The following is a 22,371-nucleotide window of genomic DNA, read 5'->3' on the forward strand; positions in this document are numbered from 1 at the left end:
AAGCGGATTTATTCGCGCACGTACAGGCGCAGCGTGATGTACGCCGTCACTGCTGCCATGCCGACTCCCACCAGCGCGAGGAACGGCGAGACGAGGAGGACGTCACTGTTCGATATCCGGGCCAGGATGTTGGCCTGATACACCTCCGAGAGAACATCGTCGATGAACATGTTCTTCGCTGTGAACAGGCCGGCAATGGCGAGCGCAGATCCGATCAGTGCCGCCACCACCGCCTCGAGCAGGAACGGCAGCTGGGTGTACCAGCGAGTGGCACCGACCAACCGCATGATGCCGACCTCGGTTCGTCTGGTGAACGCAGCAATCTGAACCATGTTGGCTATCAAGAGAATCGCGGCGATCGCCTGCACCGTGGCGATCGCGAAGGCAGCGTTCCGCACACCGTTGAGCACGCTGAACAATCGCTCGACCAGATCGCGTTGATTGAGCACGCTCTGCACGCCCGGTCGATTCTCGAAGTTGTCGTTGATCACTCCGAACCGCTCGGGATCACTGAGGCGAACCTTGAACGACGCGGGAAAGCTGTCGGCACTGACAAGCTCGGCCAGTTCGGGCTGATCCTTGAACACTCGCTCGGTTGCGTCCTTCACCGCATCCTCGCGGTTGAGGTATTGCACCGAGACCACCGATGGGGTGTTCTCCAGATCCGATCGCAGGGTGGCACAGGTCTCCTGTGCGCAGTCGGCATCTGTTGCCGAGATGTCATCGGTGAGAAAGATCTGCACTTCCACTCTGTCGAGGAAGATCTGCTGGGTCTTTCCCGCCATCTGCACGACGAGTAATCCCCCGCCGAACAGGCCGAGCGAAATGGCGGTCGTCAAGATCATGGCGATCGTCATGGTGATGTTGCGGCGAAGTCCGGTGAGGACCTCACTGAAGATGAAACTTGCGCGCATCGCGGAATCCGAGCCCTTCGATTCGTTCGGTCGAGAAGTCTGAGCGGTCCTGTCCGGTAGGGCGGCGTCAGCGCCCGACACCGTAGACCCCGCGGGCCTCGTCACGAACGACTCGTCCGTTGTCCAGCTCGACTACGCGGCGCCGCATCGAATCGACGATGTGGTTGTCGTGGGTCGCCATCAGGACCGTGGTTCCGGTGCGGTTGATGCGCTCGAGCAGCAGCATGATGTCCTGGCTGGTGTCCGGATCGAGGTTTCCGGTCGGCTCGTCCGCGAGCAGAACGAGCGGGCGATTCACGAAAGCCCGAGCGATGGCCACGCGCTGCTGTTCGCCACCGGACAGCTCGTTGGGCAGCCGATCGGACTTGCCGCCGAGTCCCACCAGGTCCAGCACCTCGGGGACTGTGCGCTTGATCATCGAGCGCGGCTTGCCGATCACCTCGAGCGCGAAGGCAACGTTCTCCACCACGGTCTTCTGCTGCAGGAGACGAAAGTCCTGAAAGACGCAGCCCATGCTCTGCCGCAGTCGCGGGACGCGACGGGCCGCCAGCCGGTTCACGTGGAAGTCGGCAACGTGGATGTCACCGGAGGTGGGCGTCTCCTCCTTGAGGAGCAGCCGCATGAACGTCGACTTGCCCGACCCGGACGGGCCGATCAGGAACACGAACTCACCCTTGTCGATGGAGACCGTCACCTTGTCCAGGGCGGGCCTGGTGGAGGTCTTGTAGGACTTGGACACATTCGAGGTGCTGATCACGGGTCGCCAGTGTAGTCCTTACCCGCCGGTAACAGTCGGAACCGTGCGGGTGCCGCGGCGAGTCCCGAGAGACGGTAAAGACGGACTCAGCGCGCGGATGTCGGCGCAGGTTGGGTGGGTATCAGCGACTGAATCGCCGGTGGAATCGGCACGCCGAACGGCGCGGTGGTCGTCGGCGGTGCGGTCGTGGTCGACGCCTGCCCACCGGTCTCTTCGACGCTTCCCGATGGCTCCGGATCGACGGTGGCCGACGGTGTCGGCGAGACCGTGGTTGTCGTATATCGCGGCTCGGAGGTCTGAGGCTGGGTGTAGGGGGTGAGCTCGGACGGATCGACAGCGACCGGGCCCTCGATCATTTGCTTGTCCCTTTCGGCGATATCGGCACTGACCTGGCCGTAGAACAGGCCTGTGAGCACGAAGCAGATACCGAACGCCACGGTGGACGTGCGGACGCGGCCGTAGATCTTGTTCGGAATGCGCCACTGCCGCCAATTTCGTTGCGAGCGTTCGGTTCCGGTGTCGGGTGTACTCACTGGTCGCCTGTCCGATCTCGCACTGACGATTCGGGTGCGACCCCGGCCGTACTGACGTCCGGGGCAACGTTGATGCCCTCGGGTTGCAGGGCAGCGGCCACTCTCACTCGAAGCTCTCGCCCCACCTGGAATTGCTTGCCCGGCAGCGTCCGCGCGACCAAGCGCACGTTGACCTGCCCCACCTCGATGCTCTCCACGCCCATCACGGTCGGTTCGTCGAGCAGGAGCGGACGCAACCGCGTGTCGGCGAATGCGTCACGGCCGACTGCACGGAGCAGCGCGTTGACCTGGGTGAGATCGGCGGTACTGGGGACAGGAACGTCGACGACGGCGCGAGCCCAATCCTTAGATAGGTTGATCGCCTTGACGATCTGCCCGTTCGGGATCGTGATGACCTCACCGTCGACGCTCCGCACCCGGGTCACCCGTAGCGTGACGTCCTCGACGGTGCCCTCTGCGTCCTCGTTCGAGCCGTTGACCGCGATCTGCACGACGTCACCGAAGCCGTACTGGCGCTCGGTGATGATGAAGAATCCGGCCAGTATGTCCTGCACCACGCGCTGAGCGCCGAAGCCCAGAGCCGCGCCGATGACCGTTGCGGGGGCCACAAGACCACCGACGCCGAAACCGAAGCGGCGGAGCACCTCGATGGTGACCAGGATGTAGATGAGCGTGACCAGCACCCAGGTGATGACCTGAGCCAGGGCGTGACGGTGTTTGGCGGCCTCGGACCGCACGAGGGCGTCGCTGTGCTGGTAGTTCTGGTCGATGCGGGCAGTGATGCGAGATCCGGTCCAGGTGACGAACCGCGCGGCCAGCATTCCGCCGAGGATGTACAGAACGATCCCGAGGGCGTTCAGCTTCAGGTCGAGCGTCGGGTTCAACCAGGCTGTCATCGGATCGACGGAGTGGAGCCTGCGGAATGACCGGTCATCTACTGCTCCCCTCGCATGCGCCAGCGGATTCCCGACTCCAGAAATCCGTCGATGTCCCCGTCGAGAACAGTAGACGGGTTGTTCACCTCGTACTCGGTACGCAAATCTTTGACCATCTGATACGGGTGCAGCACGTACGAGCGCATCTGGTTACCCCACGAGCTACCGCCATCGCCCTTGAGGGCGTCCATCTCGGCGCGCTCTTCCTTGCGCTTGACCTCGAGGAGCTTGGCCTGCAGCACTCGCATGGCGGATACCTTGTTCTGCAGCTGCGACTTCTCGTTCTGACAGGTCACCACGATGCCGGTTGGAATGTGCGTCAATCGTACGGCGGAGTCGGTGGTGTTGACCGACTGTCCGCCCGGTCCGGACGAGCGGTAGACGTCCACCCGAATGTCGTTCTCGGGGATCTCGATGTGGTCGGTGGTCTCGACGACCGGGAGTACTTCGACCTCCGCGAAGGAGGTCTGGCGTCGACCCTGGTTGTCGAACGGGCTGATCCGGACGAGCCGGTGCGTGCCCTGCTCGACCGACAGCGTGCCGTAAGTGTAAGGAGCCTTGACGGCGAACGTCGCACTCTTGATTCCGGCCTCTTCGGCGTAGGACGTGTCGTAGACCTCGACCCCGTAGCCATGCTTCTCGGCCCAGCGGATGTACATGCGCATGAGCATCTCCGCCCAGTCGGCGGCATCGATTCCGCCGGCACCGGAACGGATGTTGACCAGCGCGTCGCGGGCGTCGTACTCCCCGGACAGCAGGGTCCGCACTTCCATGGCGGCGATGTCCTCGCGCAGTGATGCGCGCTCGGCGTCGGCATCGGCGGTGGCAGACGCGGCTGCCTCACCTTCTTCACCCTCGGCGAGCTCGTACAGAACAGGCATGTCCTCGAGACGCTGCCGAAGCTCCTCCACGCGGCGCAGTTCGGCCTGGGCATGGGAGAGCTGACTGGTCACCTGCTGCGCGTGCTCCTGGTCGTTCCACAGATCAGGCGAGGCTGCCTGGTGTTCCAGCTCGTCGATGCGTCGCCGCAGTTCCTCGACGTCGAGAACCGACTCGACAGTGGACAGAGTGGTGTCGAGCTCGGCCAGGTCTGCAGAAACGTCGGGATGCACGAGAGTCAAGGTTACCGGCACGCGAACCCTCGCCCGACCGCCCCCGAGCCCCGACGGCACCGCCCGAGACGAATGGGCACCGTGGTCGAGGGTTCGAACCGTGCTGATTTCAACTCTCGTCAGGCCACCCGGAGACTGTTAGTTTTCGGCTCATCGACATATTCGCATGTCGACATGCCTGTCACCGCCCGGTGTCGGCCACACCTGCAGTACACAGGAGCGACTTATGACCGTCACCGATCAGTACCTCGAAAACAACAAGGCGTACGCCGCCCAGTTCGACGGTCCCCTGCCTCTGCCGCCGTCGAAGCACGTAGCGGTGGTGGCGTGCATGGACGCTCGACTGGACGTGTATCGAATCCTCGGCTTGGCCGACGGCGAAGCCCACGTCATCCGTAATGCGGGCGGTGTGATCACCGACGACGAGATCAGGTCGCTGGCGATCAGCCAGCGTCTGCTCGGCACCAGGGAGATCATCCTGATCCATCACACCGATTGCGGCATGCTCACGTTCACCGACGACGAGTTCAAGAACGATCTTCAGGACGAGACCGGAATCAAGCCGAACTGGGCAGCAGAAGCATTCCCCGACCTGGACCGCGATGTTCGCCAATCGCTGGCACGCATCGAGCAGAGCCCGTTCGTCACGAAGCACGAATCAATACGAGGCTTCGTCTTCGATGTTGCAACCGGAAAGCTGAACGAAGTCACCGGATAGGGCCAGCCCGACATATCGCCGCGTACGAGCAGGCCCGTTCGCGGCGATAGTCTTCTCCGGTGACCGACTACTCCGCCGATCTTGCCCTTGCTCTCAGGCTCGCCGACGAGGCCGACGCCATCACCCGTCGACGATTTCTGGCCTTGGATCTCTCGGTGGACTCCAAGCCGGATCTCACCCCGGTGAGTGACGCCGATCTGGCCGTGGAGACGATGATTCGCACCGAGCTCGGCTCACAGCGTCCGAATGATGCGTTGCTGGGTGAGGAGTTCGGCGGCACCGCGACCTTCAGCGGCCGGCAATGGGTAGTGGATCCCATCGACGGCACGAAGAACTTCGTGCGCGGCGTGCCCGTGTGGGCCACGTTGATCGCTCTGCTGGACGACGGCGTACCGCGAGTCGGAGTCGTCAGCGCCCCGGCATTGAACCGGCGGTGGTGGGCCGCACACGATCAGGGAGCCTGGACGGCCTCGGACAGGGGTACTCCGCGCAGGATCACGGTCTCGAAGGTCGATTCGTTGGCGTCGGCGAGTCTGAGCTTCTCCAGCCTCTCCGGCTGGTCCGATCTCGGTATCAGAGACAAATTCCTCGATCTCACCGATGCCGTGTGGCGGGTGCGGGCATATGGCGACTTCTTCTCCTACTGCCTGGTTGCCGAAGGGGCTGTCGATATCGCCGTCGAACCCGAGGTATCACTGTGGGACCTGGCGGCACTCGACATTCTCGTTCGCGAGGCCGGCGGCAACTTCAGCGCACTCGACGGCACCGCTGGGCCACACGGAGGCAGCGCACTGGCCAGCAACGGCCTGGTCCAACGAGAGGTACTCACGCGCCTGTCTCCCGACGCGTGAACGTCGACTAGAGAACTGCGGCGAGAACCAACGCAATCAGCGGCGTGACGCCCTGGACGAATGCGGCCCGGAAGTACTTGGCACCGCCGGTGGCCAGCACCAGCGCCGCTCCGACGATGCTCGCGCACGCGAAGTAGACGATCGCGTCACCCGCGGATCCACCTACGACGAGTCCGACCACGATTCCGACGGCGAGAAACAGGTTGTAGAAGCCCTGATTGAAGGCCATCGGCTTCACGACGTCGGCGTCGTGCTGGCTCGCGACTCCGAAGCGCGACCACACTGCGGGCTTGCTCCACACCACACTCTCCATGACGAAGATGACGACGTGAAGGGCCGCGGCAAGGGCGGCGAAGATCTGAGCTGTCGGATGCACGGAAACAGCCTGTCACACCGATACGACGCAGGATACGAACTGCCGCTGGGGTGTCGTGCGCCACCGGTCCTTACTCGACAGTAGACAGCTAACTTACTCGGGAGTAAGATCTGTGAAGTCCGTGACCGACGCCGAGGAACTGGTGATCATGAGCAAGCAAGACAGTGTGGTCGACGCGAAGCGCCCGAAGGTGCCCCGCGATACTTCTGCGGTTGGCCTCAACCCGTTCAAGAGAGATGCGATCGGAACCGCCATGCGCGTTCTGACTGCCATCACCGGATCGGAACTGGCGGAGAAGTACAACCTCCGACAGACCATCGACCGGGTGACGTACGAGAGCACCAAGACCGGGTTCAAGACACTCGGCGCGGCCAATCGCACATTCGCCAAGGTCACCGGAGGCGGCAAGCCGAAACGCCTCGACGACGGTGCCACCAAGAACCTGAGCTACTTCGACCTGACGCCCGACGACGAACAGCGCATGATCGTCGAGACGGTCAAGGAGTTCGCCGAGGAAATCCTCCGGCCGGCCGCCTTCGACGCAGATCACAACGCCTCCTCCCCGGAGGACCTGGTTCGTCGATCCGCCGAGCTCGGCATCACGCTGATCAACGTCCCCGAGGAACTCGACGGTGCCGCCACCGAGCGCGGAGCCGTCACCAACTCGCTCGTCGCCGAAGCTCTTGCACACGGCGACATGGGCCTGGCTCTGCCGATCCTCGCCCCCAGCGGTGTAGCCGTGGCCCTCACCCAGTGGGGTACGGACGCCCAGCAGAAGACCTACCTCCCGGCATTCGTCGGCGAGAAGGTGCCGAACGCCGCAGTGGTCGTCAACGAGCCACGCGCATTGTTCGACCCGTACGCACTGCAGACCAAGGCCGTCCGGTCCCCCAGCGGCTACAAGCTCAACGGCGTCAAGAGTCTTGTGCCCGCTGCCGGAAGCTCCGAGCTGTTCGTCATCGCAGCGGAACTCGAGGGCCGCCCGACATTCTTCATCGTCGAGTCCGACTCCAAGGGCTTGGTCGTCGAAGCCGACCCGAGCATGGGCCTGCGCGCAGCGGGCCTGGGCCGCCTGATCCTGACCGACGTCGCAGTTCCCGAATCGGCTCTTCTCGGCGACGGTGACGCAGATCAGCGGGCCGCCGAGTACAGCGCTGCCATCGGCCTCGCGCGACTGGGCTGGGCATCACTTGCCGTCGGTACCAGCCAGGCCGTACTCGACTACGTCGTTCCGTACGTCAACGACCGTGTCGCCTTCGGTGAGCCGATCAGCAACCGTCAGGCCGTGGCCTTCATGGTCGCCAACATCGCCATCGAGCTCGACGGCATGCGGTTGGTCACGCTGCGTGGTGCGTCTCGCGCCGAGCAGGGACTGTCGTTCACTCGCGAGTCTGCGCTGGCTCGTCGACTCGCCTCCGAGAAGGGCATGCAGATCGGTTCCGACGGCGTGCAGCTGCTCGGCGGTCACGGCTTCACCAAGGAGCACCCGGTGGAGCGCTGGTACCGCGATCTGCGGTCCGTCGGCGTCGCCGAGGGCATCGTTCTCATCTAGCTCGCCGCCCCGAATTCCATGGCACTCACCCAAGGACATACACGATGATCAATCTTGAACTTCCCAAGAAGCTTCGGGCGCAGGCGAATCAGGCTCACCAGGTCGCTGCCGAGATCTTCCGCCCCATTTCCCGCAAATACGACCTCGCCGAGCACGAGTACCCGGTGGAACTCGACACGATGGCGTCGATGGTCGAAGGCATGTCCGACGCCGGTGGCGAAATCGGCGGCGCTGCCGGTGGCCGCGAAAAGGACAGCGAGTCCGCTCCCAAGCCCAGCAAGACCGCGAATTCCAACGGCGGCAACATGTCCGCTCTGGTGAACGTGATCGAGACGTGCTGGGGCGACGTCGGCCTCACCCTGTCGATCCCCTACCAGGGACTCGGCAACTCGGCGATCGCTGCGGTGTCCACCGACGAGCAGCTAGAGCGCTTCGGCAAGGTGTGGGCTTCGATGGCCATCACCGAGCCCGGCTTCGGCTCGGACTCCGCAGCCGTCACCACCACCGCCGTGCTCGACGGAGACGAGTGGGTGCTCAACGGCGAGAAGATCTACGTGACCGCCGGCGAACGTTCCTCACACATCGTCGTCTGGGCAACGGTCGACAAGTCCCTCGGCCGTGCGGCCATCAAGTCGTTCGTCGTCCCGCGTGACGCTCCGGGCCTGTCGGTCGCACGCCTCGAGCACAAGCTGGGAATCAAGGCGTCCGACACCGCAGCACTGCTGCTCGAAGACTGCCGCATTCCGAAGGACAACCTCCTCGGTACGGCCGAGGTGAACGTCGAAAAGGGTTTTGCCGGCGTCATGCAGACGTTCGACAACACCCGTCCTCTGGTCGCAGGTATGGCAATCGGCGTCGCGCGCGCGGCACTCGAGGAGTTGCGGTCCATCCTGGTCGACGCCGGAGTCGAGATTTCCTACGAGACCCCCGCCTACAACCAGCACGCGGCCGCTGCAGAATTCCTACGCCTGGAAGCGGATTGGGAAGCTGCACACCTGCTCGCACTGCGCGCAGCGTGGATGGCCGACAACAAGGAGCCCAACTCCCTGCAGGCCTCGATGTCCAAGGCGAAGGCCGGTCGCTCGGCCGTCGACATCACGCTCAAGGCAGTGGAGCTTGCAGGCACGTACGGCTACTCCGAGCGTCCGCTGCTCGAGAAGTGGAGCCGCGACTCCAAGATTCTCGACATCTTCGAAGGCACCCAGCAGATTCAGCAGCTGATCGTTGCCCGTCGCGTACTCGGGAAGTCGTCGGCAGAACTGAAGTGACACATCTGGCTCGTCGTCGAGCCACGCAGTGAAGAAGGCGGCATCGGACCATAAATCCGATGCCGCTTTTTCGTGCACTCGAAAATTTTCGGTCGCCGGTGTCGATATCGTGTCTTCTCGAGCGTCGTCTTCACGTACGGCGACTCGCGCCGCGACACCGAGGTATCGAACCCAGGAGCGCACCATGAAGTACATCCTCTTGATCAACGCGAACACCGCGCCAGGCTCAGCGCCGGGCTGCAGCAGCGTGGAGGACTGGATGACATACGAGAAAGAGATGAAGGAGGCGGGCGTCTACGTCTCCGGTCACGCCATGGCGGATCTCACCACTGCCACGGCGGTGCGCGTCGATGCCACCACCGGAGAACGCACCGTCACCGACGGGCCGTACGCCGAGTCACACGAAGTACTGGGCGGCTACGACGTGATCGACGTTCCCGACCTCGATGCCGCACTCGAATGGGCAACGCGATGCCCCGGCTCGAAGGACGGCGGCACCGTGATCGTTCGTCCACTCGCAGAATTCTGACCTGCCGGACCGTTCGGTGAGCGAGTCCGAGGTTCATCGAGCGCTCGACTCGGTCTTCCGAGCCGAGCGCTCGATGCTGCTCGCGTCGTTGGTGCAGCGCTACCGCGATCTCGATCTCGCCGAGGAGGTGACGTCGGATGCCATCGAGGCAGCCCTGAAGCATTGGCCAATCGATGGCATACCGTCCAAGCGCGGAGCCTGGTTGCTCACTACTGCCCGCCGAAAGGCAGTCGATCGCCTGCGACGCGATCAGACGCTCGCCGCGAAAATCGGAGTGCTGCAGGCCGATTCGGATCGCAGCGAACCGCACCCGCCGAACTCGCTCGACGAAGATATACCCGACGACCGACTGCAGTTGTTCTTCACCTGCACGCATCCGGCGCTTGCAGCCGGAGACCGCCTCGCGTTGACCCTTCGATGCCTGGCCGGTCTCACCACCGCCGAGGTCGCCCGTGCGCTGCTTATCCCTCCGGCCACGGCAGCACAACGAATAGTGCGAGCCAAGAACAAGATTCGCGTCGCCCACATACCCTTTCGTGTTCCGGGCTCGGACGAGTTGGCCGGCAGAGTGCCGATGGTGCTCGAAGTCGTCTATTCGATCTTCACCGAGGGGTACTCGGCGACGTCGGGCGACCGAGTGGGGCGCATCGACCTCACCACCGAAGCGATCAGCATGGGCCGACTGCTGCACGCGGCACTGCCGACAGAGTCCGAGGTGACCGGCCTACTGGCGTTGATGTTGTTGACCGACGCCAGACGCCGCGCACGGATCGACGTGTACGGCGATATCGTGCTGCTGGCCGATCAGGACCGGCGATTGTGGAACGCCGAGTTCGTCACCGAAGGTACGCAACTCGTGGTCGACGCTCTCCGCAGCGGACCGAGCGGACCCTATGCGGTGCAGGCTGCGATCGCCGCGCTGCACGATGAGTCGCCGAACACCGACAGTACGGACTGGCACCAAATCGTTGCTCTGTACGACGTACTGATGACTCAGAGCCCGAATGCGATCGTCGCTCTGAACCGAGCGGTTGCTCTTGCCATGCGCGACGGTCCCGCAGCCGGCCTGCACGAGCTGGACCTGCTTGCCGACGAGCCGTCGCTGCGCCGCTACCACCCGTACCGGATGGCGAAAGCCGATCTGCTGCACCGACTGGGCTGGCTCGGCGAGGCAGCAGAGCAGTATCGACAGGCACTGGACCGCGCACGAACCGCACCGGAGAAGCGACTGCTCCGACGTCGGTTGGCCGATGTGAACAGCAGCGCTCAGGCGGACAGAACAGAGGCCACCTGAATCGAGCTCAACGGCCGATCTGCGTACACCAGGCGGATCGCCTTCGGATTCGGGTTGCCGATATCGGGCCCGCGTGTGAGGAGCGTGAGCCCCACGCGCTCGGCCACCTTGGCCGACGCGACGTTGTGTTCGAGGAGGTACGCCACGACCGGCAATTCGGACCGCGACTGGTGTGCGCTCTCGATGGCGGCCTCGCACATCTCGGTGGCGTATCCCTTACCGTGCACGTCCGGATGAAGACGGTAGCCGAGATTCCAGAACGCATTCCGCCGCAGGGAACAACCTCCGTAGCCGCTGATCGCGTCCCTACCGCGAACACGAATGATCCAGGTGCCCAGTCCATCCCGCCGCCACTGCTCCACCCAGCCCAACAACATTCGTTCGGTCGTGCCGATTTCGGTGTGTCGCAGGCTCGGGAAGTGTGTCCACGACTGCGGATCGCTGCAGATCTCGTACAGCGCATCGAGATCGGCAGCAACCGGCACATGGAGATCGAGTCGTGAGGTTCGAGAGTGCACACGATGGATCGTAGGGGCAGAAAGTCTGGTAGACCGGTGGTACACGATCGAGTGAAGGGTGTGACCGTCATGGCGGAGTGGGTCAAGAAAATCGAAGAGAACGCGAAGGGCCTCATCGCAGAGGCAGAGCAAGAACTGACGGCACTCGAGGGTGTGGACACGGTCGACCTCACCGCCGATGACGACGACGAGTCCGAGACGATCACCAGTGACGATGCGCGCGAGCAGGTCTCGGACTGAACCCTCGATGTCCAGTGAACACCCGCAGCGGTGTTCGGCGGATCAGTCGCTGAAAACGGACCAGCAGATCCTGTTTCTGTTCTTCTGGTCTTCCAGCACCAGTTCGCGCACACTGTCCGGTAGTCGATCCCGCTGCCACTGAAGTTCCTCACGCCGCGCGAATTCCTCTGTGCCTGGAAGCGCGGCAGCACGAACCGCCTTGATGGCGTAGGCAGCCGCTCCCAGGTCGTGTTCGGGTACGTGTGCCACACACGCGGCCTGGCCGGCGGCGTAGGCGGCAAATCGTGCAGCGCCGCTCAGGGGCCTTGCCGCACCCATGCTGTGGCCGCCGAGGGCGCGGGTCGCCATCATCGCGAGTTCACCGCGCATCCACGCCCGAATGCCCTCGATAGCCTCACGCGGCCGCGAATCGGAAGGCTCGGTCCCCTCGAACAAGCCGAGCACATGTTCGGCACACTCGGCCGACCAGAGCGCGAGGCTTCGATGGTCGTCGTCGGACAGTAGGCCGCCTCGATGCACAGTGATCAGTCGAGTGTCTCTGACGGCCGGGAGAATCATGCGAGCCGCCCCTGTCGACACAGTGGCGCAGCCGGTCGGATCATGCCCCGATAAGAACACGAAAGAGGCCCAAGACGATAGTCTTGGGCCTCTTTCGTAGTGGTAGCGGGGACAGGATTTGAACCTGCGACCTCTGGGTTATGAGCCCAGCGAGCTACCGAGCTGCTCCACCCCGCGATGCATCTACGAAGTTACTCCCGCGCGTACGGCCAATGCAAATCACGTGACATTCGTGCGCCTTCACGCCCACAGATCGCGTGCACTCGAGACAGCATCACTGCGCGGTTATCACGTCGAAGGGGATCAAAAATAGTGCTCCGCGTCTCTTTTGCTGCGTGTTTCGCATCACATAACGGTCGGGTTACGAAGAGGGAACATTAGCGCCACGAGCCCTACTGAGCTGGCAAAAGACACCCATCTGTCCCACCATGTGGTCTGGGACCGTCCCATTTCCGCTCCGTGACGGTACGAGAATCCTCGACTACCTTCACGGACGGCCCTAAACCGCTGGGCCTGCACCACCCCGCCGCTCCCTTCGCTCTGCCCCGCGGGTGTGGTCCCCAAGACGTACGGGGGCAGAGCCGCGACGATACGAAGTGCCTGGTCATTCTCGCCAACACACCGGCGAAACGATTGCAGGCCAGTCGCGCCAGTCGAGCGCGGAGAGGATTCACCCCGAATGACCACACAGAACAATTTCGGCAAGCGTGCACTCGGATTGGCCGCCATCGCAGGTGCCGCCGTAGCAATCCCCCTCGGCCTCTCTGCCGGAACCGCCAGCGCAGCCACCCACAACTGGGACGGCGTCGCACAGTGCGAAAGTGGTGGCAACTGGAGCATCAACACCGGAAACGGCTATTACGGTGGCCTGCAGTTCTCGCAGAGCACCTGGACGGCCAACGGCGGTTCCGGATCACCGGCCAACGCCTCCAAGGCCGAGCAGATTCGCGTAGCGGAGAACACCTTGCAGAGCCAGGGACCGGGCGCATGGCCCGTATGCGGTCAGCAGCTGACCACCGGTGCCTCGACACCCGAGCCCGAGGCCGCACCCGCGCCGAAGGCAGCACCGGCTCCGGCACCCGCACCGGCCGTCGCACCGGAGGCTGCAGCCGCTACACAGGCTGCACAGGGCGCGTTCGACGCAGCATCCAAGCTCGCCGACCAGTACGGCCTGAGCACGCAGTTCCAGCACCTCGTCGCTGCGAACGCTCCGGTGCTCGCGCCCCTCGGACGCTGATCACCCGGCAGTTCTCACGAACTGCCTCTGCACCACGCATGTGTGCGACGCACGCGAGCAGGTGACGAACAACGAAGGAGCCGCCTCACCATTCGGTGAGGCGGCTCCTTCGCTCATGTCAGCAGGCCGTGGCCGTACCGATCAACTACCTGCCCGGTTGTAGGTGTCGACGGCGGTCTGGAGGTTCTCCAGCGCTGTGCCGAGCTCCGCGAGATTTCCGCTCTGCTGCGCAGAGCGCACAGCCGACAGTGCGGAATTCAACCCGGTGACGGCCGCGTCCCGGGTCGTCGAAGAACCGGTGGCCGGTGCCGGAGTTGCCGAAGGCGTGCCACCGTCGGACGGCGTCGTCTCCGGCACAGCACCCGGCTGGGTGGTGCCGTCGGTCTCACCGGGTGCGGTGACGGTCCGTCCGGCACCCGCTCCGAACACCTGCTCGATGGCTTCGGGCAGGGTCGCGGCATAGCCGACTCGACCCTCGTACGAGACCAGCACTCGAATCAACTGCGGATACGCCGATGCCTCGTTGGTACGCGAGGCGTACACGGGCTCCACGTAGATCAACCCACCGTTGCCGACCGGCAGGGTCAGCAGGTTGCCGAACTCGACGGTGTTCTCACGGCGCACGATGCCCAGGCTCTCGGACACGTCCGTCGTTGTCGTCATCTGGTTCTGCACCTGATTCGGACCCTGAGTGGATGTATCCGTCGGCAATCTCAGCACGGTGATCTTGCCGTAATTCTCCGGATCGGAATCTGCACTGACGTACGCGCCGAGAACTTCACGCCGGTAGCCGACCAACGCGCTGGTCAGCTGGAACGACGCCTGGTTCTCCTCGTTGGAGACATCGGACGCGACCACGTAGTACGGCGGCTGCTTGGCCGAGGTGTTCTCCGCCGTCGGGTCGGTCGGAACCTCCCAGAAGGCGTTGTTGGTGAAGAACTCTCGCGGATCGTTCACGTGGTACTTGGTGAGCAGCTCACGCTGGACCTTGAACAGGTCCTCCGGGTATCGGAAGTGGTCCCGCAATTCGGGAGACACCTGATCCTTCGGGATGACGGTTCCGGGGAACACGCCTTCCCATGCCTTGAGCACCGGATCGTTCTCGTCCTGCTCGTAGAGCTTGACGGTGCCGTCGTAGGCATCGACAGTCGCTTTGACCGAGTTTCGGATGTACGACACTTCCTGGCTCGGCAGCGCACGCGTCGTGGTCGACTCGATGCTGTCGGCAGTGGCGTCTTCGAGCGACATCCGCTGGGCATACGGGAAGTTGTCCAACGTGGTGTATCCGTCGATGATCCAGACGAGCTTGCCCTCGACTATCGCCGGGTAGGTCGATCCGTCGGTGGTCAACCAGGGTGCAACCTTTTGGACCCTGTCACGGGGATCACGGTTGAACAGAATCTTCGACTCGTCACCGATCACACTCGAGAAGAGGATGTTGCGCTCGGCGTACTTGCTGGCGAACACCAGACGGTTGAAGAAATTACCGATGTCGACCCCGGCCGCACCGTCGTAGGTGTAGCTCTTGCTGTCGGTGTCGTACTCGCGAGGCTCGCCGGTGGAGCCGACGATCGAGTAGTCGGCATCGGAATTGGCGATGACCGGTCCGAAGTAGATGCGCGGCTGATCGAGGTCGCCGGGGCCGTCCTTGCGAATCGAGCCCTCGGCATCGTTCTCGATCCAGTTCACCTGATAGTTGGGGTAACCGCCCCGTCCGCCGCTGGATTCGTCGGCGACGGCTTCGTCGACGGAGTTGGCGGGTGCTGCCACGAAGCCGTTTCCGTGAGTGAACACCGTGTGCCGGTTGATCCAGTCGCGCTGGTTCGCGTCGAGCGTCTGCGGTGAGATCTCGCGCGCGGCAACGACGTAATCGCGTAGGTTGCCGTCTGCATCCGGGTACCGGTCCACGGCCAGCGTGTCGGGGAACCCGTAGAAGTTCCGGATCTGACGCTGCTGGGTGAAGGTGGGTGCCAGGATGTTCGGGTCGAGCAGACGGATGTTGGACATCGTCGCCGACTCCGACGCCACCTCGCCGGGGCTCAACGCTGCTTCGCCGGAGTAGTTCCGATAGGTGACCACGTCATCGGTCAACCCGTACGCGGCTCGGGTGGCCGCGATGTTGCGCTCGATGTACGTGCTCTCCTTGTCGGCCGCGTTCGGACGCACCGAGAACTGCTCCATCACCAACGGCCAGACTGCACCGATCAGAATGGACGAGAGCACCAGCAATGCCGTTGCCAACGCCGGAATTCTGAGGTCGCGCAGGAAAATTGCGGAGAAGAACGCGATCGCACAGATCACTGCAATGGCCAGGAGAATGAGTTTCGCCGGCAACACGGCATTGATGTCGGTGAATCCGGCTCCGGTGAATGTCGGCTCCTTGCGACCGCTGGACAACAACGTGTACCGGTCGAACCAGTAGGCCACGGCCTTGAGCAGAACGAAGCTGCCCGCGATGACGGCCAATTGAATTCGCGCCGAGCGGGTGAGTGCTCCCTCGCGTCCGGCGAGCCGGATCCCGCCGAATACGTACTGCGTCACCAGGTTCGCGAAGAAGGCAACCAAGATGGCAACGAAGAGCCAGTTGAGAATGAATCGGTAGAACGGTAGGTCGAACGAATAGAACCCGACGTCCAGGCCGAACTGCGGGTCGGTCTGGCCGAAGTCTCCGCCGTGCAGGAACAGCTGCACCGTCACCCAGTTGGTCTGGGCGATCATGCCGGACAGGAATCCGAACACCACCGGAATTCCGATGCCGAACAGGCGCAAACGGCTCATCACCGTGGTGCGGTACCGCGCGATCGGATCATTGGGACCGGCCACCGGAACGAACACCGGACGGTTGCGATACGCCAACAGCAAGGCGGCGAAAACGATGAGGCCGACGACCAGAGCGACGACGAGGAAGATCACCAACCGCGTCAACAGAGTGGTGGTGTAGACGCCACGGAAGTCGACTTCGCCGAACCACAGCCAATTGGTGTACATGTCGATCAGACGGGGACCGATCAGTAGCAGACCTGCTGCTACCAAGGCCAATACGAGCAAGATCCGGCTTCGCCGCGACAACGACGGCATACCGGTGGGGGGCCTCATGCCCACGAGCCACACTCCAACTTCGGGCGACGCCGACGGCGCCGCAGATGACTAAGGCGGTGCACATTCCGTGCACCGCATGTCCGTTTCGCCCTACTGTACGTACGTTGATCCTACGGCTGCGACGCCCGTACTGCGGCCACTGTGGACCGCAGGTCAGGACGGTCGGCATCTGTAGAACCATCCGGATGCGAGGATAGTGCCGTGAGCAAAGACAGCGACGGACTGCCCGGCCGAGACGATTTCGGTGACGAGTTCGACCCCGAGTCGGGTGGACAGGATGTGGCCCAGGCTTTGGCCCGGTGCGCGCGCGAAGTGGCGGACTTCGTCGATGCAGGCGGATGGCACCAGGCCCCCCAGATGTTCGCCTTGGTGCCCACTGCGACTCTCGCAGCAGCAGAACCCGGTCTGCTCGACGATTTGTCCGACGGCGCTGCACTGACTCCGATTCAGCAGCACTCGCTCCCCGAGGACATCACCGGCGGCTCCCCGGCCCTGGACGAATTCCTCGCCACCACGACGTGGCCCGAGGGTGTCGTCGGATGCGCTCTGGTGGAAGAGATCGTCGTACTTCCCCCGGCCGCCGAATCGACCCTCGACGACGCCTTGGTGCCGTTGCTCGCCGATCCGGACGCAGCAGACCGAGCGGCGCGCTCGGCCGCCGAGAACCATCCCGAGAAGCGGGATGCACGGTTGATCGTCGCGGTCCTCGAGGACGGCCCATCTCTGACGCTGCTGCAGTTGCATCCGGACGAGGACGCAGACCCCTTCGCGCCGATCGACCTCCGCGTCGCAGAGAATCTGGCACCCAACGTCGTACATGGGCTCTACGCCACCTTCGACACCGTCGAAGACGACTAGCCGGGTCGTCGACGCCAGAACTCGAAACAGGTCAGGTGCAGGACGGCGCGTCGGCACCGGAGCCGATCGCCTGCAGCGCCTCGACAGCGCCGTCCAGTGATTCGACGCGTACCAGGCGGAGTCCGTCGGGGACGTTCTGTATTGCCTCACCGCAGTTCGCGTCCGGAACCAAGAACGTGGTGGCCCCCGCTTCACGGGCAGCGATCAGCTTGTACGGAATGCCGCCGATCGGGCCGACCGTTCCGTCGGCATCGATGGTTCCGGTGCCTGCTACGAACTCTCCGTTGCTCAATTCACCGGGACTGAGCTTGTCCACCACGGCGAGGCTGAACATCAGTCCGGCCGAAGGTCCGCCGACGTCGGCGAGGTTGAACTTCACCTCGAACGGGACGCCGGGCTGCTCTTCGGGAGTGACGCCGAGATAGCCCTTGGACGCGTCGTCGGGCCGCGCTCCCAACACCACCGCATTCGTCTGCGTCGTACCTTCTCGCACGTACTCGATGTCCAGCGAATCGCCCGGCGCTCGGGCGCTGACAGCCTCACGCACTGCCGACGCGGTGGCTACCGGGCTGCCGCCGACCGAGACGAGCGTGTCCCCCACGTTCAGCACCCCGGCGGCGGGTCCGTCCTCGGCCACACTCGCCACAGCCAGCGACACAGGCAGATCCAGGTGGTGCAGGGCGGCAAGTTCAGCGCTGGACTCGGACTCCTCGAAATCCGCTTGGTTGCCCTCCTGCACTTCTTCCTTCGACTTGTCCGGCGGATATACCTCTTCGCGCGGAACGAGGCCCTGACGGCCGCTCGCCCAGAAACCGATGGCCTCGAACAGATTGAGCTGGTCACGCACGGCCACGGTCGTCATGTTCAGATGCCCTGCCGTCGGGTCGACGTCGGTTCCGTCGATCTGCACCACTGGCACCCCGTCGACATCGCCGAGGGTGTTGTATGTGGGGCCGGGGCCGAGGGCGGCGAACGGAACGGTGACGACCGATCCGGTGACGCCCAGCACCAGCACCGGTACCAGCGCAGCGACAAGAGTGGCGATCCTTCGGTTCACTCGGTAGACACTAGATCCGAACGCGCGGTGCCGTGGATACCGCCCCTGCCGTAGTCCGTTGCGCGTAGTGCCGAGCCTGTTCTGTTCGCCGTCAGCGTGACGATCTTCTGCGCTCCGCGTGCACATGGCTTGTACCGTTGAGACATGAGCAATTTTGGTTTCGGTGCCTCCGACGACGACCCGGACAAGAAGAAGGACCCGGACGGTTCGGGCAATCCTGCCGGTTTCGGCTTCGGTGCCGAGGGCTTCGACCCCGCACAGCTGGGCCAAATGCTCACCCAGTTCGGACAGATGCTCAGCGGCATGGGCGCTGCCGGTGGGGCCGGTTCCGGACCGGTGAACTACGACTTGGCCAAGCAGCTGGCTCGTCAGCAGATGGGTGATTTCAGCCCGGTATCGGCAGGCGAGCGTGAGGCGATCACCGATGCCGCACACCTGGCCGAGCTGTGGTTGGACGGGGCGACGACGCTGCCGGCCGGTGCTACGAAGACCGTTGCGTGGACGCCGGTCGACTGGCTCGACAACACGATCGAGACCTGGAAGCGACTGTGCGATCCCGTAGCCGAGCAGATTTCGGGCATGTGGACATCCGGCCTTCCCGCCGAGGCTCAGCAGATGGCCGGTCCGATGATGGGCATGCTGACGCAGATGGGCGGAATGGCCTTCGGTTCGCAGCTCGGCCAAGCACTCGGTCAGCTCTCCAAGGAAGTACTCACCTCCACCGACATCGGCCTACCGCTCGGACCGTCGGGCACGGCGGCGTTGTTGCCGTCGGCAATCGCGTCGTTCAGTGAGGGTCTCGAGCAACCCGAGCGTGAGGTTCTGGTGTTCCTCGCCGCGAGGGAGGCCGCACACCAGCGGCTCTACAGCCATATTCCGTGGTTGCGGCAACGGGTACTGGCCACAGTCGAGGAGTATGCGCGCGGGATCCGGATGGACTTCTCGGCTATCGAGGAGGCAGCAGCGGGCCTCGACCCGTCCGCGCTGACCGATCCGTCGAAAATCGAAGCAATTCTGCAGCAGGGTGCCTTCGAGCCGCAGACGACGCCGGGGCAGAAGCATGCACTCGAACGTCTGGAGACGTTGCTGGCCCTGGTCGAAGGTTGGGTCGAGACCGTGGTCGCGGCTGCGCTGGGCGACCGGCTGCCCGGAGCCGTGGCACTCGGCGAGACCATCCGCCGACGTCGGGCGTCCGGTGGCCCGGCGGAGCAGACCTTTGCCACGTTGGTCGGCCTCGAACTCCGCCCCCGCAAGGTCCGCGAGGCGGCAGACCTATGGCGCCAACTCCTCGCCGCAGCCGACATCGAGGGACGAGACGGCGTGTGGGCTCATCCCGACCTGCTGCCCGACTCGTCGGACCTGGACAATCCTGCGGCGTTCATCGACCGCGTAGTCGGTGGTGGAACGTCGAACTTCGATGACCCCATTGCACAGCTGGAGGCGATGGAGGCCAAAGAACGCGCGGAAGCCGAACAGGCCGCGGGCAAGGACGACGAGAGCACCGACGGTGATCCCGAAAAGGGTTCATCCACAAGCTGACGCACTGGTTTTCGCACGAGTTCCACTTCTCCGTCGAACGCCTGCTCGGAGGCACAGCCACCCTGTGGATAACGTGCCTCGGGCGGGTGTGAACGGGAGTGTTCGCTGTCAGAGTGTGTTCCATGATCACACCGACCGTTCGACTCGATCCTGCGGTGGCAATCCTGCCTCGACGGGACGGCACCGTTCAACTGGGCTGGAGCCCCGAGACCAGCGTCGTCGTCACTCCGCCTCCCGGTGCCGAGCCGGGTTCGATACTCGAACTGCTCCGGCTCCTCGCCGCAGGCCGATCGAGACCTCATATCGTCTGTCATGCAATGACATTGGGGCTCTCCGCCAATCGAACGTCGGCGATGCTCGGCGAGTTGGAAGAGTCCGGGTTGCTGATGCACGGCACCAGCGGGTTCGCCGCGTCGCCGCACGCTACGCCGGACCGGCCGGGGACGGTGCGGACCGTCCACCTGGTGGGGCGAGGTCCGCTATCGGACGCGTTGGCCTCGGGCCTGAGCCGGACCAGCGCCGCGGTGAGCCGATCGAGCCTGACGCCCACGCGTTACCCACAGTCGACGGTGAATTCGTGGACCTACGACATCGTCGTACTCGCTGACGATCTGGTCGCCGAGCCTCGATTGGTGACCGATCTGGTGCGTATGTGCATCCCACATCTTCAGGTGCGGCTACGGGACGGGAAGGGTGTGGTCGGCCCCTTCGTGCTGCCCGGCCGAACGAGTTGCCTACGCTGCGCGGATCTGACTCGCTGCGACCTCGATCCGGAGTGGCCGCATCTGTCGGCTCAGCTGCTCGGCACTGTCGGCCAGGCCAGCAGCGCGACGGTGCTGGCCACGGCGGCGTTTGCATTCGCCCAGCTCGAACCTCTCATCGGCCGTTCCGACGGATCGATGCCCGAAACCGCCGACTGCACGATGGAGCTGGATCTCGCAGCACGCGCAACCACGGTGCACAAAAGACTGTGGTCCAAGCATCCGCACTGTGATTGCTGGCATTGAACCGACGCGGTCACCTCGGCCGATACGGGTCGGAACAGGACGGTCCGAGCAATTGTCGGAAGGTTCAGCCATGATGGAGCTGTGTCTGACATACCGCGCCGTGGATCGACTCGTACTGCAAAACTGGCCAGCATTCCACTGGGAATGGCGGGGCGTGCTGCTGTGGGCTTCGGCAAGAAGCTTGCCGGCGGAAATCGCGACGAGATCGATGCGGACATGGCCGCGAAAGCCGCAGAACAGCTCTTCTCCGTTCTCGGGGAGCTCAAGGGCGGTGCCATGAAGCTGGGGCAGATGCTCTCGGTGATGGAGGCCGCCGTTCCGGAGGAGTATTCCGAGCCGTACCGGGAAGCGCTGACCAAACTCCAGGCCCAGGGTCCGCCCATGCCGGCAAAGACGGTCCACAGAGTGTTGGATCAACAACTCGGAACGGCGTGGCGATCGCGCTTTCTCGATTTCGACGACACTGCGATTGCCTCGGCGAGCATCGGCCAGGTGCACCGGGCCACGTGGTCGGACGGACGGGACGTCGCAGTAAAAATTCAGTACCCGGGTGCGGACGATGCATTGCGCTCCGACCTCAAGACTCTGTCGCGTTTCGCGAACCTGTTCAGCACCGTGCTCGCGGGCACCGACGTCAAGCCGGTGCTCGAGGAGCTCACTGCCCGCACCGAGGACGAGCTCGACTACCGTATCGAGGCCACGAATCAGCGGGTCTTCAGTAAGGAGTTCGCGGGAGATCCACAATTCGCAATTCCCAAAATCGTTGCCAGTGCACCCAAAGTCGTTGTCAGCGAATGGATGACGGGTAGACCGTTGGCGGACGTCATTGCCAGCGGTACGGCCGAGGAACGTAACCGGGCGGGCGAGCTCCTGGCCCTGTTCGCATTCGCGTCACCCGCTCGGGCGAAGTTGTTGCACGCCGACCCGCATCCGGGAAACTTCATGATGCTCGAAGACGGGCGCATGGGTGTCATCGATTTCGGTGCGTGCGCTCCGATGCCCGACGGTCTTCCACCCGCTCTCGGCCGGATGGTCTCGCTCGCGCGCGACGAGAAATTCGACGAACTCGTGGTGTTGTTCACCGAGAGCGGCTTCGTGGTGCCGGGCCGAACGGTGACAGAGAAAGAAATCGCGGACTACCTGCGTCCCTTCACCGACCCGATCCACACCGAATCGTTCCACTTCACCCGCGCGTGGCTGCAGAAGGCTGCGGGTACTGCCGCAGATTTCAACAGTGCTCAGTTTCGCACTGTTCGAGCATTGAACATGCCCGCCGAATACGTGATGATCTTCCGCGTTCTCGGTGGACTGGTGGGAATCTGCGCCCAGCTCGACGCCTACGCGCCGTACATGGCAATCCTCACCGAGTGGATGCCCGGCTTCACCGACTGAACGATTCGGTGAAGCCGGGTATCCGTT

General features: G+C 63.8%; 22 protein-coding genes and 1 tRNA gene. 12 read left to right on the plus strand and 11 right to left on the minus strand.

Annotated elements, in window-relative coordinates:
* Window positions 1–8: 8 nt before the first annotated feature.
* The 5 genes from ftsX to prfB form a co-directional block, all read right to left on the minus strand.
* Window positions 9–914, minus strand: coding sequence for a permease-like cell division protein FtsX (gene ftsX, locus QM797_RS11480; RefSeq protein WP_283275675.1), 906 nt, complete (start codon window positions 912–914; stop codon window positions 9–11).
* Window positions 915–981: 67 nt separating this feature from the next.
* On the minus strand, window positions 982–1,671 hold the full coding sequence (gene ftsE, locus QM797_RS11485; RefSeq protein WP_027496574.1) for a cell division ATP-binding protein FtsE: 690 nt from the start codon (window positions 1,669–1,671) through the stop codon (window positions 982–984).
* 86 nt (window positions 1,672–1,757) lie between these two features.
* The gene (locus QM797_RS11490) at window positions 1,758–2,204 is read right to left on the minus strand and encodes a hypothetical protein (protein ID WP_283275680.1); all 447 of its coding nucleotides are present in this window, start codon (window positions 2,202–2,204) and stop codon (window positions 1,758–1,760) included.
* Complete coding sequence (locus QM797_RS11495; protein WP_283275681.1) at window positions 2,201–3,100, minus strand: mechanosensitive ion channel family protein; 900 nt, start codon at window positions 3,098–3,100, stop codon at window positions 2,201–2,203. The genes QM797_RS11490 and QM797_RS11495 overlap by 4 nt, the downstream gene beginning before the upstream one ends.
* Window positions 3,101–3,138: 38 nt before the next feature.
* Entirely contained in the window at window positions 3,139–4,251 is a 1,113-nt protein-coding gene (gene prfB / locus QM797_RS11500; protein ID WP_027496571.1) for a peptide chain release factor 2, read from the minus strand.
* A gap of 226 nt (window positions 4,252–4,477) precedes the next feature.
* Between prfB and QM797_RS11505 the strand changes: the two genes are divergently transcribed.
* Window positions 4,478–4,969 carry a beta-class carbonic anhydrase gene (locus QM797_RS11505; protein ID WP_283275682.1) on the plus strand — a complete coding sequence of 164 codons (492 nt, stop codon included), beginning with the start codon at window positions 4,478–4,480 and terminating at the stop codon, window positions 4,967–4,969.
* A 59-nt stretch (window positions 4,970–5,028) separates the two neighbouring features.
* Window positions 5,029–5,820: a histidinol-phosphatase gene (gene hisN, locus QM797_RS11510; protein WP_283275683.1), complete on the plus strand. Its 792-nt coding sequence runs from the start codon at window positions 5,029–5,031 to the stop codon at window positions 5,818–5,820.
* Between the two features lie 7 nt (window positions 5,821–5,827).
* Here hisN and QM797_RS11515 read toward each other — a convergent pair whose 3' ends face one another.
* A complete protein-coding gene (locus QM797_RS11515) occupies window positions 5,828–6,196 on the minus strand; it encodes a DUF1304 domain-containing protein (RefSeq protein WP_283275684.1) in 369 nt (122 codons plus the stop codon).
* A gap of 142 nt (window positions 6,197–6,338) precedes the next feature.
* On the opposite strand from QM797_RS11515, the gene QM797_RS11520 reads away from it, so the two are divergent.
* The 4 genes from QM797_RS11520 (at window position 6,339) to QM797_RS11535 (ending at window position 10,839) form a co-directional block, all read left to right on the plus strand.
* Window positions 6,339–7,748 carry an acyl-CoA dehydrogenase family protein gene (locus QM797_RS11520; RefSeq protein ID WP_283275834.1) on the plus strand — a complete coding sequence of 470 codons (1,410 nt, stop codon included), beginning with the start codon at window positions 6,339–6,341 and terminating at the stop codon, window positions 7,746–7,748.
* A 44-nt stretch (window positions 7,749–7,792) separates the two neighbouring features.
* A complete protein-coding gene (locus QM797_RS11525) occupies window positions 7,793–9,016 on the plus strand; it encodes an acyl-CoA dehydrogenase family protein (protein ID WP_269603372.1) in 1,224 nt (407 codons plus the stop codon).
* A gap of 184 nt (window positions 9,017–9,200) precedes the next feature.
* Window positions 9,201–9,545 (plus strand): YciI family protein, encoded by a 345-nt coding sequence (locus tag QM797_RS11530; RefSeq protein WP_283275685.1) that lies wholly within the window; start codon window positions 9,201–9,203, stop codon window positions 9,543–9,545.
* Between the two features lie 16 nt (window positions 9,546–9,561).
* Window positions 9,562–10,839: an RNA polymerase sigma factor gene (locus tag QM797_RS11535; RefSeq protein WP_283275686.1), complete on the plus strand. Its 1,278-nt coding sequence runs from the start codon at window positions 9,562–9,564 to the stop codon at window positions 10,837–10,839.
* On the opposite strand, the gene QM797_RS11540 is transcribed toward QM797_RS11535, so the two are convergent.
* Complete coding sequence (locus tag QM797_RS11540; RefSeq protein ID WP_283275687.1) at window positions 10,812–11,357, minus strand: GNAT family N-acetyltransferase; 546 nt, start codon at window positions 11,355–11,357, stop codon at window positions 10,812–10,814. The genes QM797_RS11535 and QM797_RS11540 overlap by 28 nt on opposite strands.
* 60 nt (window positions 11,358–11,417) lie before the next feature.
* Here QM797_RS11540 and QM797_RS11545 point away from each other — a divergent pair, with 60 nt between their 5' ends.
* Complete coding sequence (locus QM797_RS11545; protein WP_283275849.1) at window positions 11,418–11,597, plus strand: hypothetical protein; 180 nt, start codon at window positions 11,418–11,420, stop codon at window positions 11,595–11,597.
* 42 nt (window positions 11,598–11,639) lie between these two features.
* On the opposite strand, the gene QM797_RS11550 is transcribed toward QM797_RS11545, so the two are convergent.
* Window positions 11,640–12,155 carry a putative immunity protein gene (locus QM797_RS11550; RefSeq protein WP_283275688.1) on the minus strand — a complete coding sequence of 172 codons (516 nt, stop codon included), beginning with the start codon at window positions 12,153–12,155 and terminating at the stop codon, window positions 11,640–11,642.
* A gap of 100 nt (window positions 12,156–12,255) precedes the next feature.
* Window positions 12,256–12,332 (minus strand) — tRNA-Met (locus QM797_RS11555).
* 502 nt (window positions 12,333–12,834) lie between these two features.
* Between QM797_RS11555 and QM797_RS11560 the strand changes: the two genes are divergently transcribed.
* A complete protein-coding gene (locus tag QM797_RS11560) occupies window positions 12,835–13,392 on the plus strand; it encodes a transglycosylase family protein (protein ID WP_283275689.1) in 558 nt (185 codons plus the stop codon).
* A 141-nt stretch (window positions 13,393–13,533) separates the two neighbouring features.
* Here QM797_RS11560 and QM797_RS11565 read toward each other — a convergent pair whose 3' ends face one another.
* A complete protein-coding gene (locus QM797_RS11565) occupies window positions 13,534–16,494 on the minus strand; it encodes a UPF0182 family protein (RefSeq protein WP_283275690.1) in 2,961 nt (986 codons plus the stop codon).
* Between the two features lie 276 nt (window positions 16,495–16,770).
* Here QM797_RS11565 and QM797_RS11570 point away from each other — a divergent pair, with 276 nt between their 5' ends.
* The gene (locus QM797_RS11570; RefSeq protein WP_283275835.1) at window positions 16,771–17,349 is read left to right on the plus strand and encodes a PPA1309 family protein; all 579 of its coding nucleotides are present in this window, start codon (window positions 16,771–16,773) and stop codon (window positions 17,347–17,349) included.
* 31 nt (window positions 17,350–17,380) lie between these two features.
* Here QM797_RS11570 and QM797_RS11575 read toward each other — a convergent pair whose 3' ends face one another.
* Window positions 17,381–18,406 carry a YlbL family protein gene (locus QM797_RS11575; protein WP_283275691.1) on the minus strand — a complete coding sequence of 342 codons (1,026 nt, stop codon included), beginning with the start codon at window positions 18,404–18,406 and terminating at the stop codon, window positions 17,381–17,383.
* 144 nt (window positions 18,407–18,550) lie between these two features.
* Between QM797_RS11575 and QM797_RS11580 the strand changes: the two genes are divergently transcribed.
* From QM797_RS11580 to QM797_RS11590, 3 genes are all read left to right on the plus strand, one after another.
* Window positions 18,551–19,945 carry a zinc-dependent metalloprotease gene (locus QM797_RS11580; protein WP_283275692.1) on the plus strand — a complete coding sequence of 465 codons (1,395 nt, stop codon included), beginning with the start codon at window positions 18,551–18,553 and terminating at the stop codon, window positions 19,943–19,945.
* Window positions 19,946–20,067: 122 nt separating this feature from the next.
* Window positions 20,068–20,952, plus strand: coding sequence for a hypothetical protein (locus QM797_RS11585; RefSeq protein WP_283275693.1), 885 nt, complete (start codon window positions 20,068–20,070; stop codon window positions 20,950–20,952).
* Window positions 20,953–21,033: 81 nt separating this feature from the next.
* The gene (locus tag QM797_RS11590) at window positions 21,034–22,344 is read left to right on the plus strand and encodes an ABC1 kinase family protein (protein WP_283275694.1); all 1,311 of its coding nucleotides are present in this window, start codon (window positions 21,034–21,036) and stop codon (window positions 22,342–22,344) included.
* The last annotated feature ends 27 nt before the right edge of the window (window positions 22,345–22,371 follow it).

It is taken from the genome of Rhodococcus sp. IEGM 1381 (assembly GCF_030056795.1).
In the GTDB taxonomy this organism is placed as follows: Bacteria; Actinomycetota; Actinomycetes; order Mycobacteriales; family Mycobacteriaceae; genus Rhodococcoides.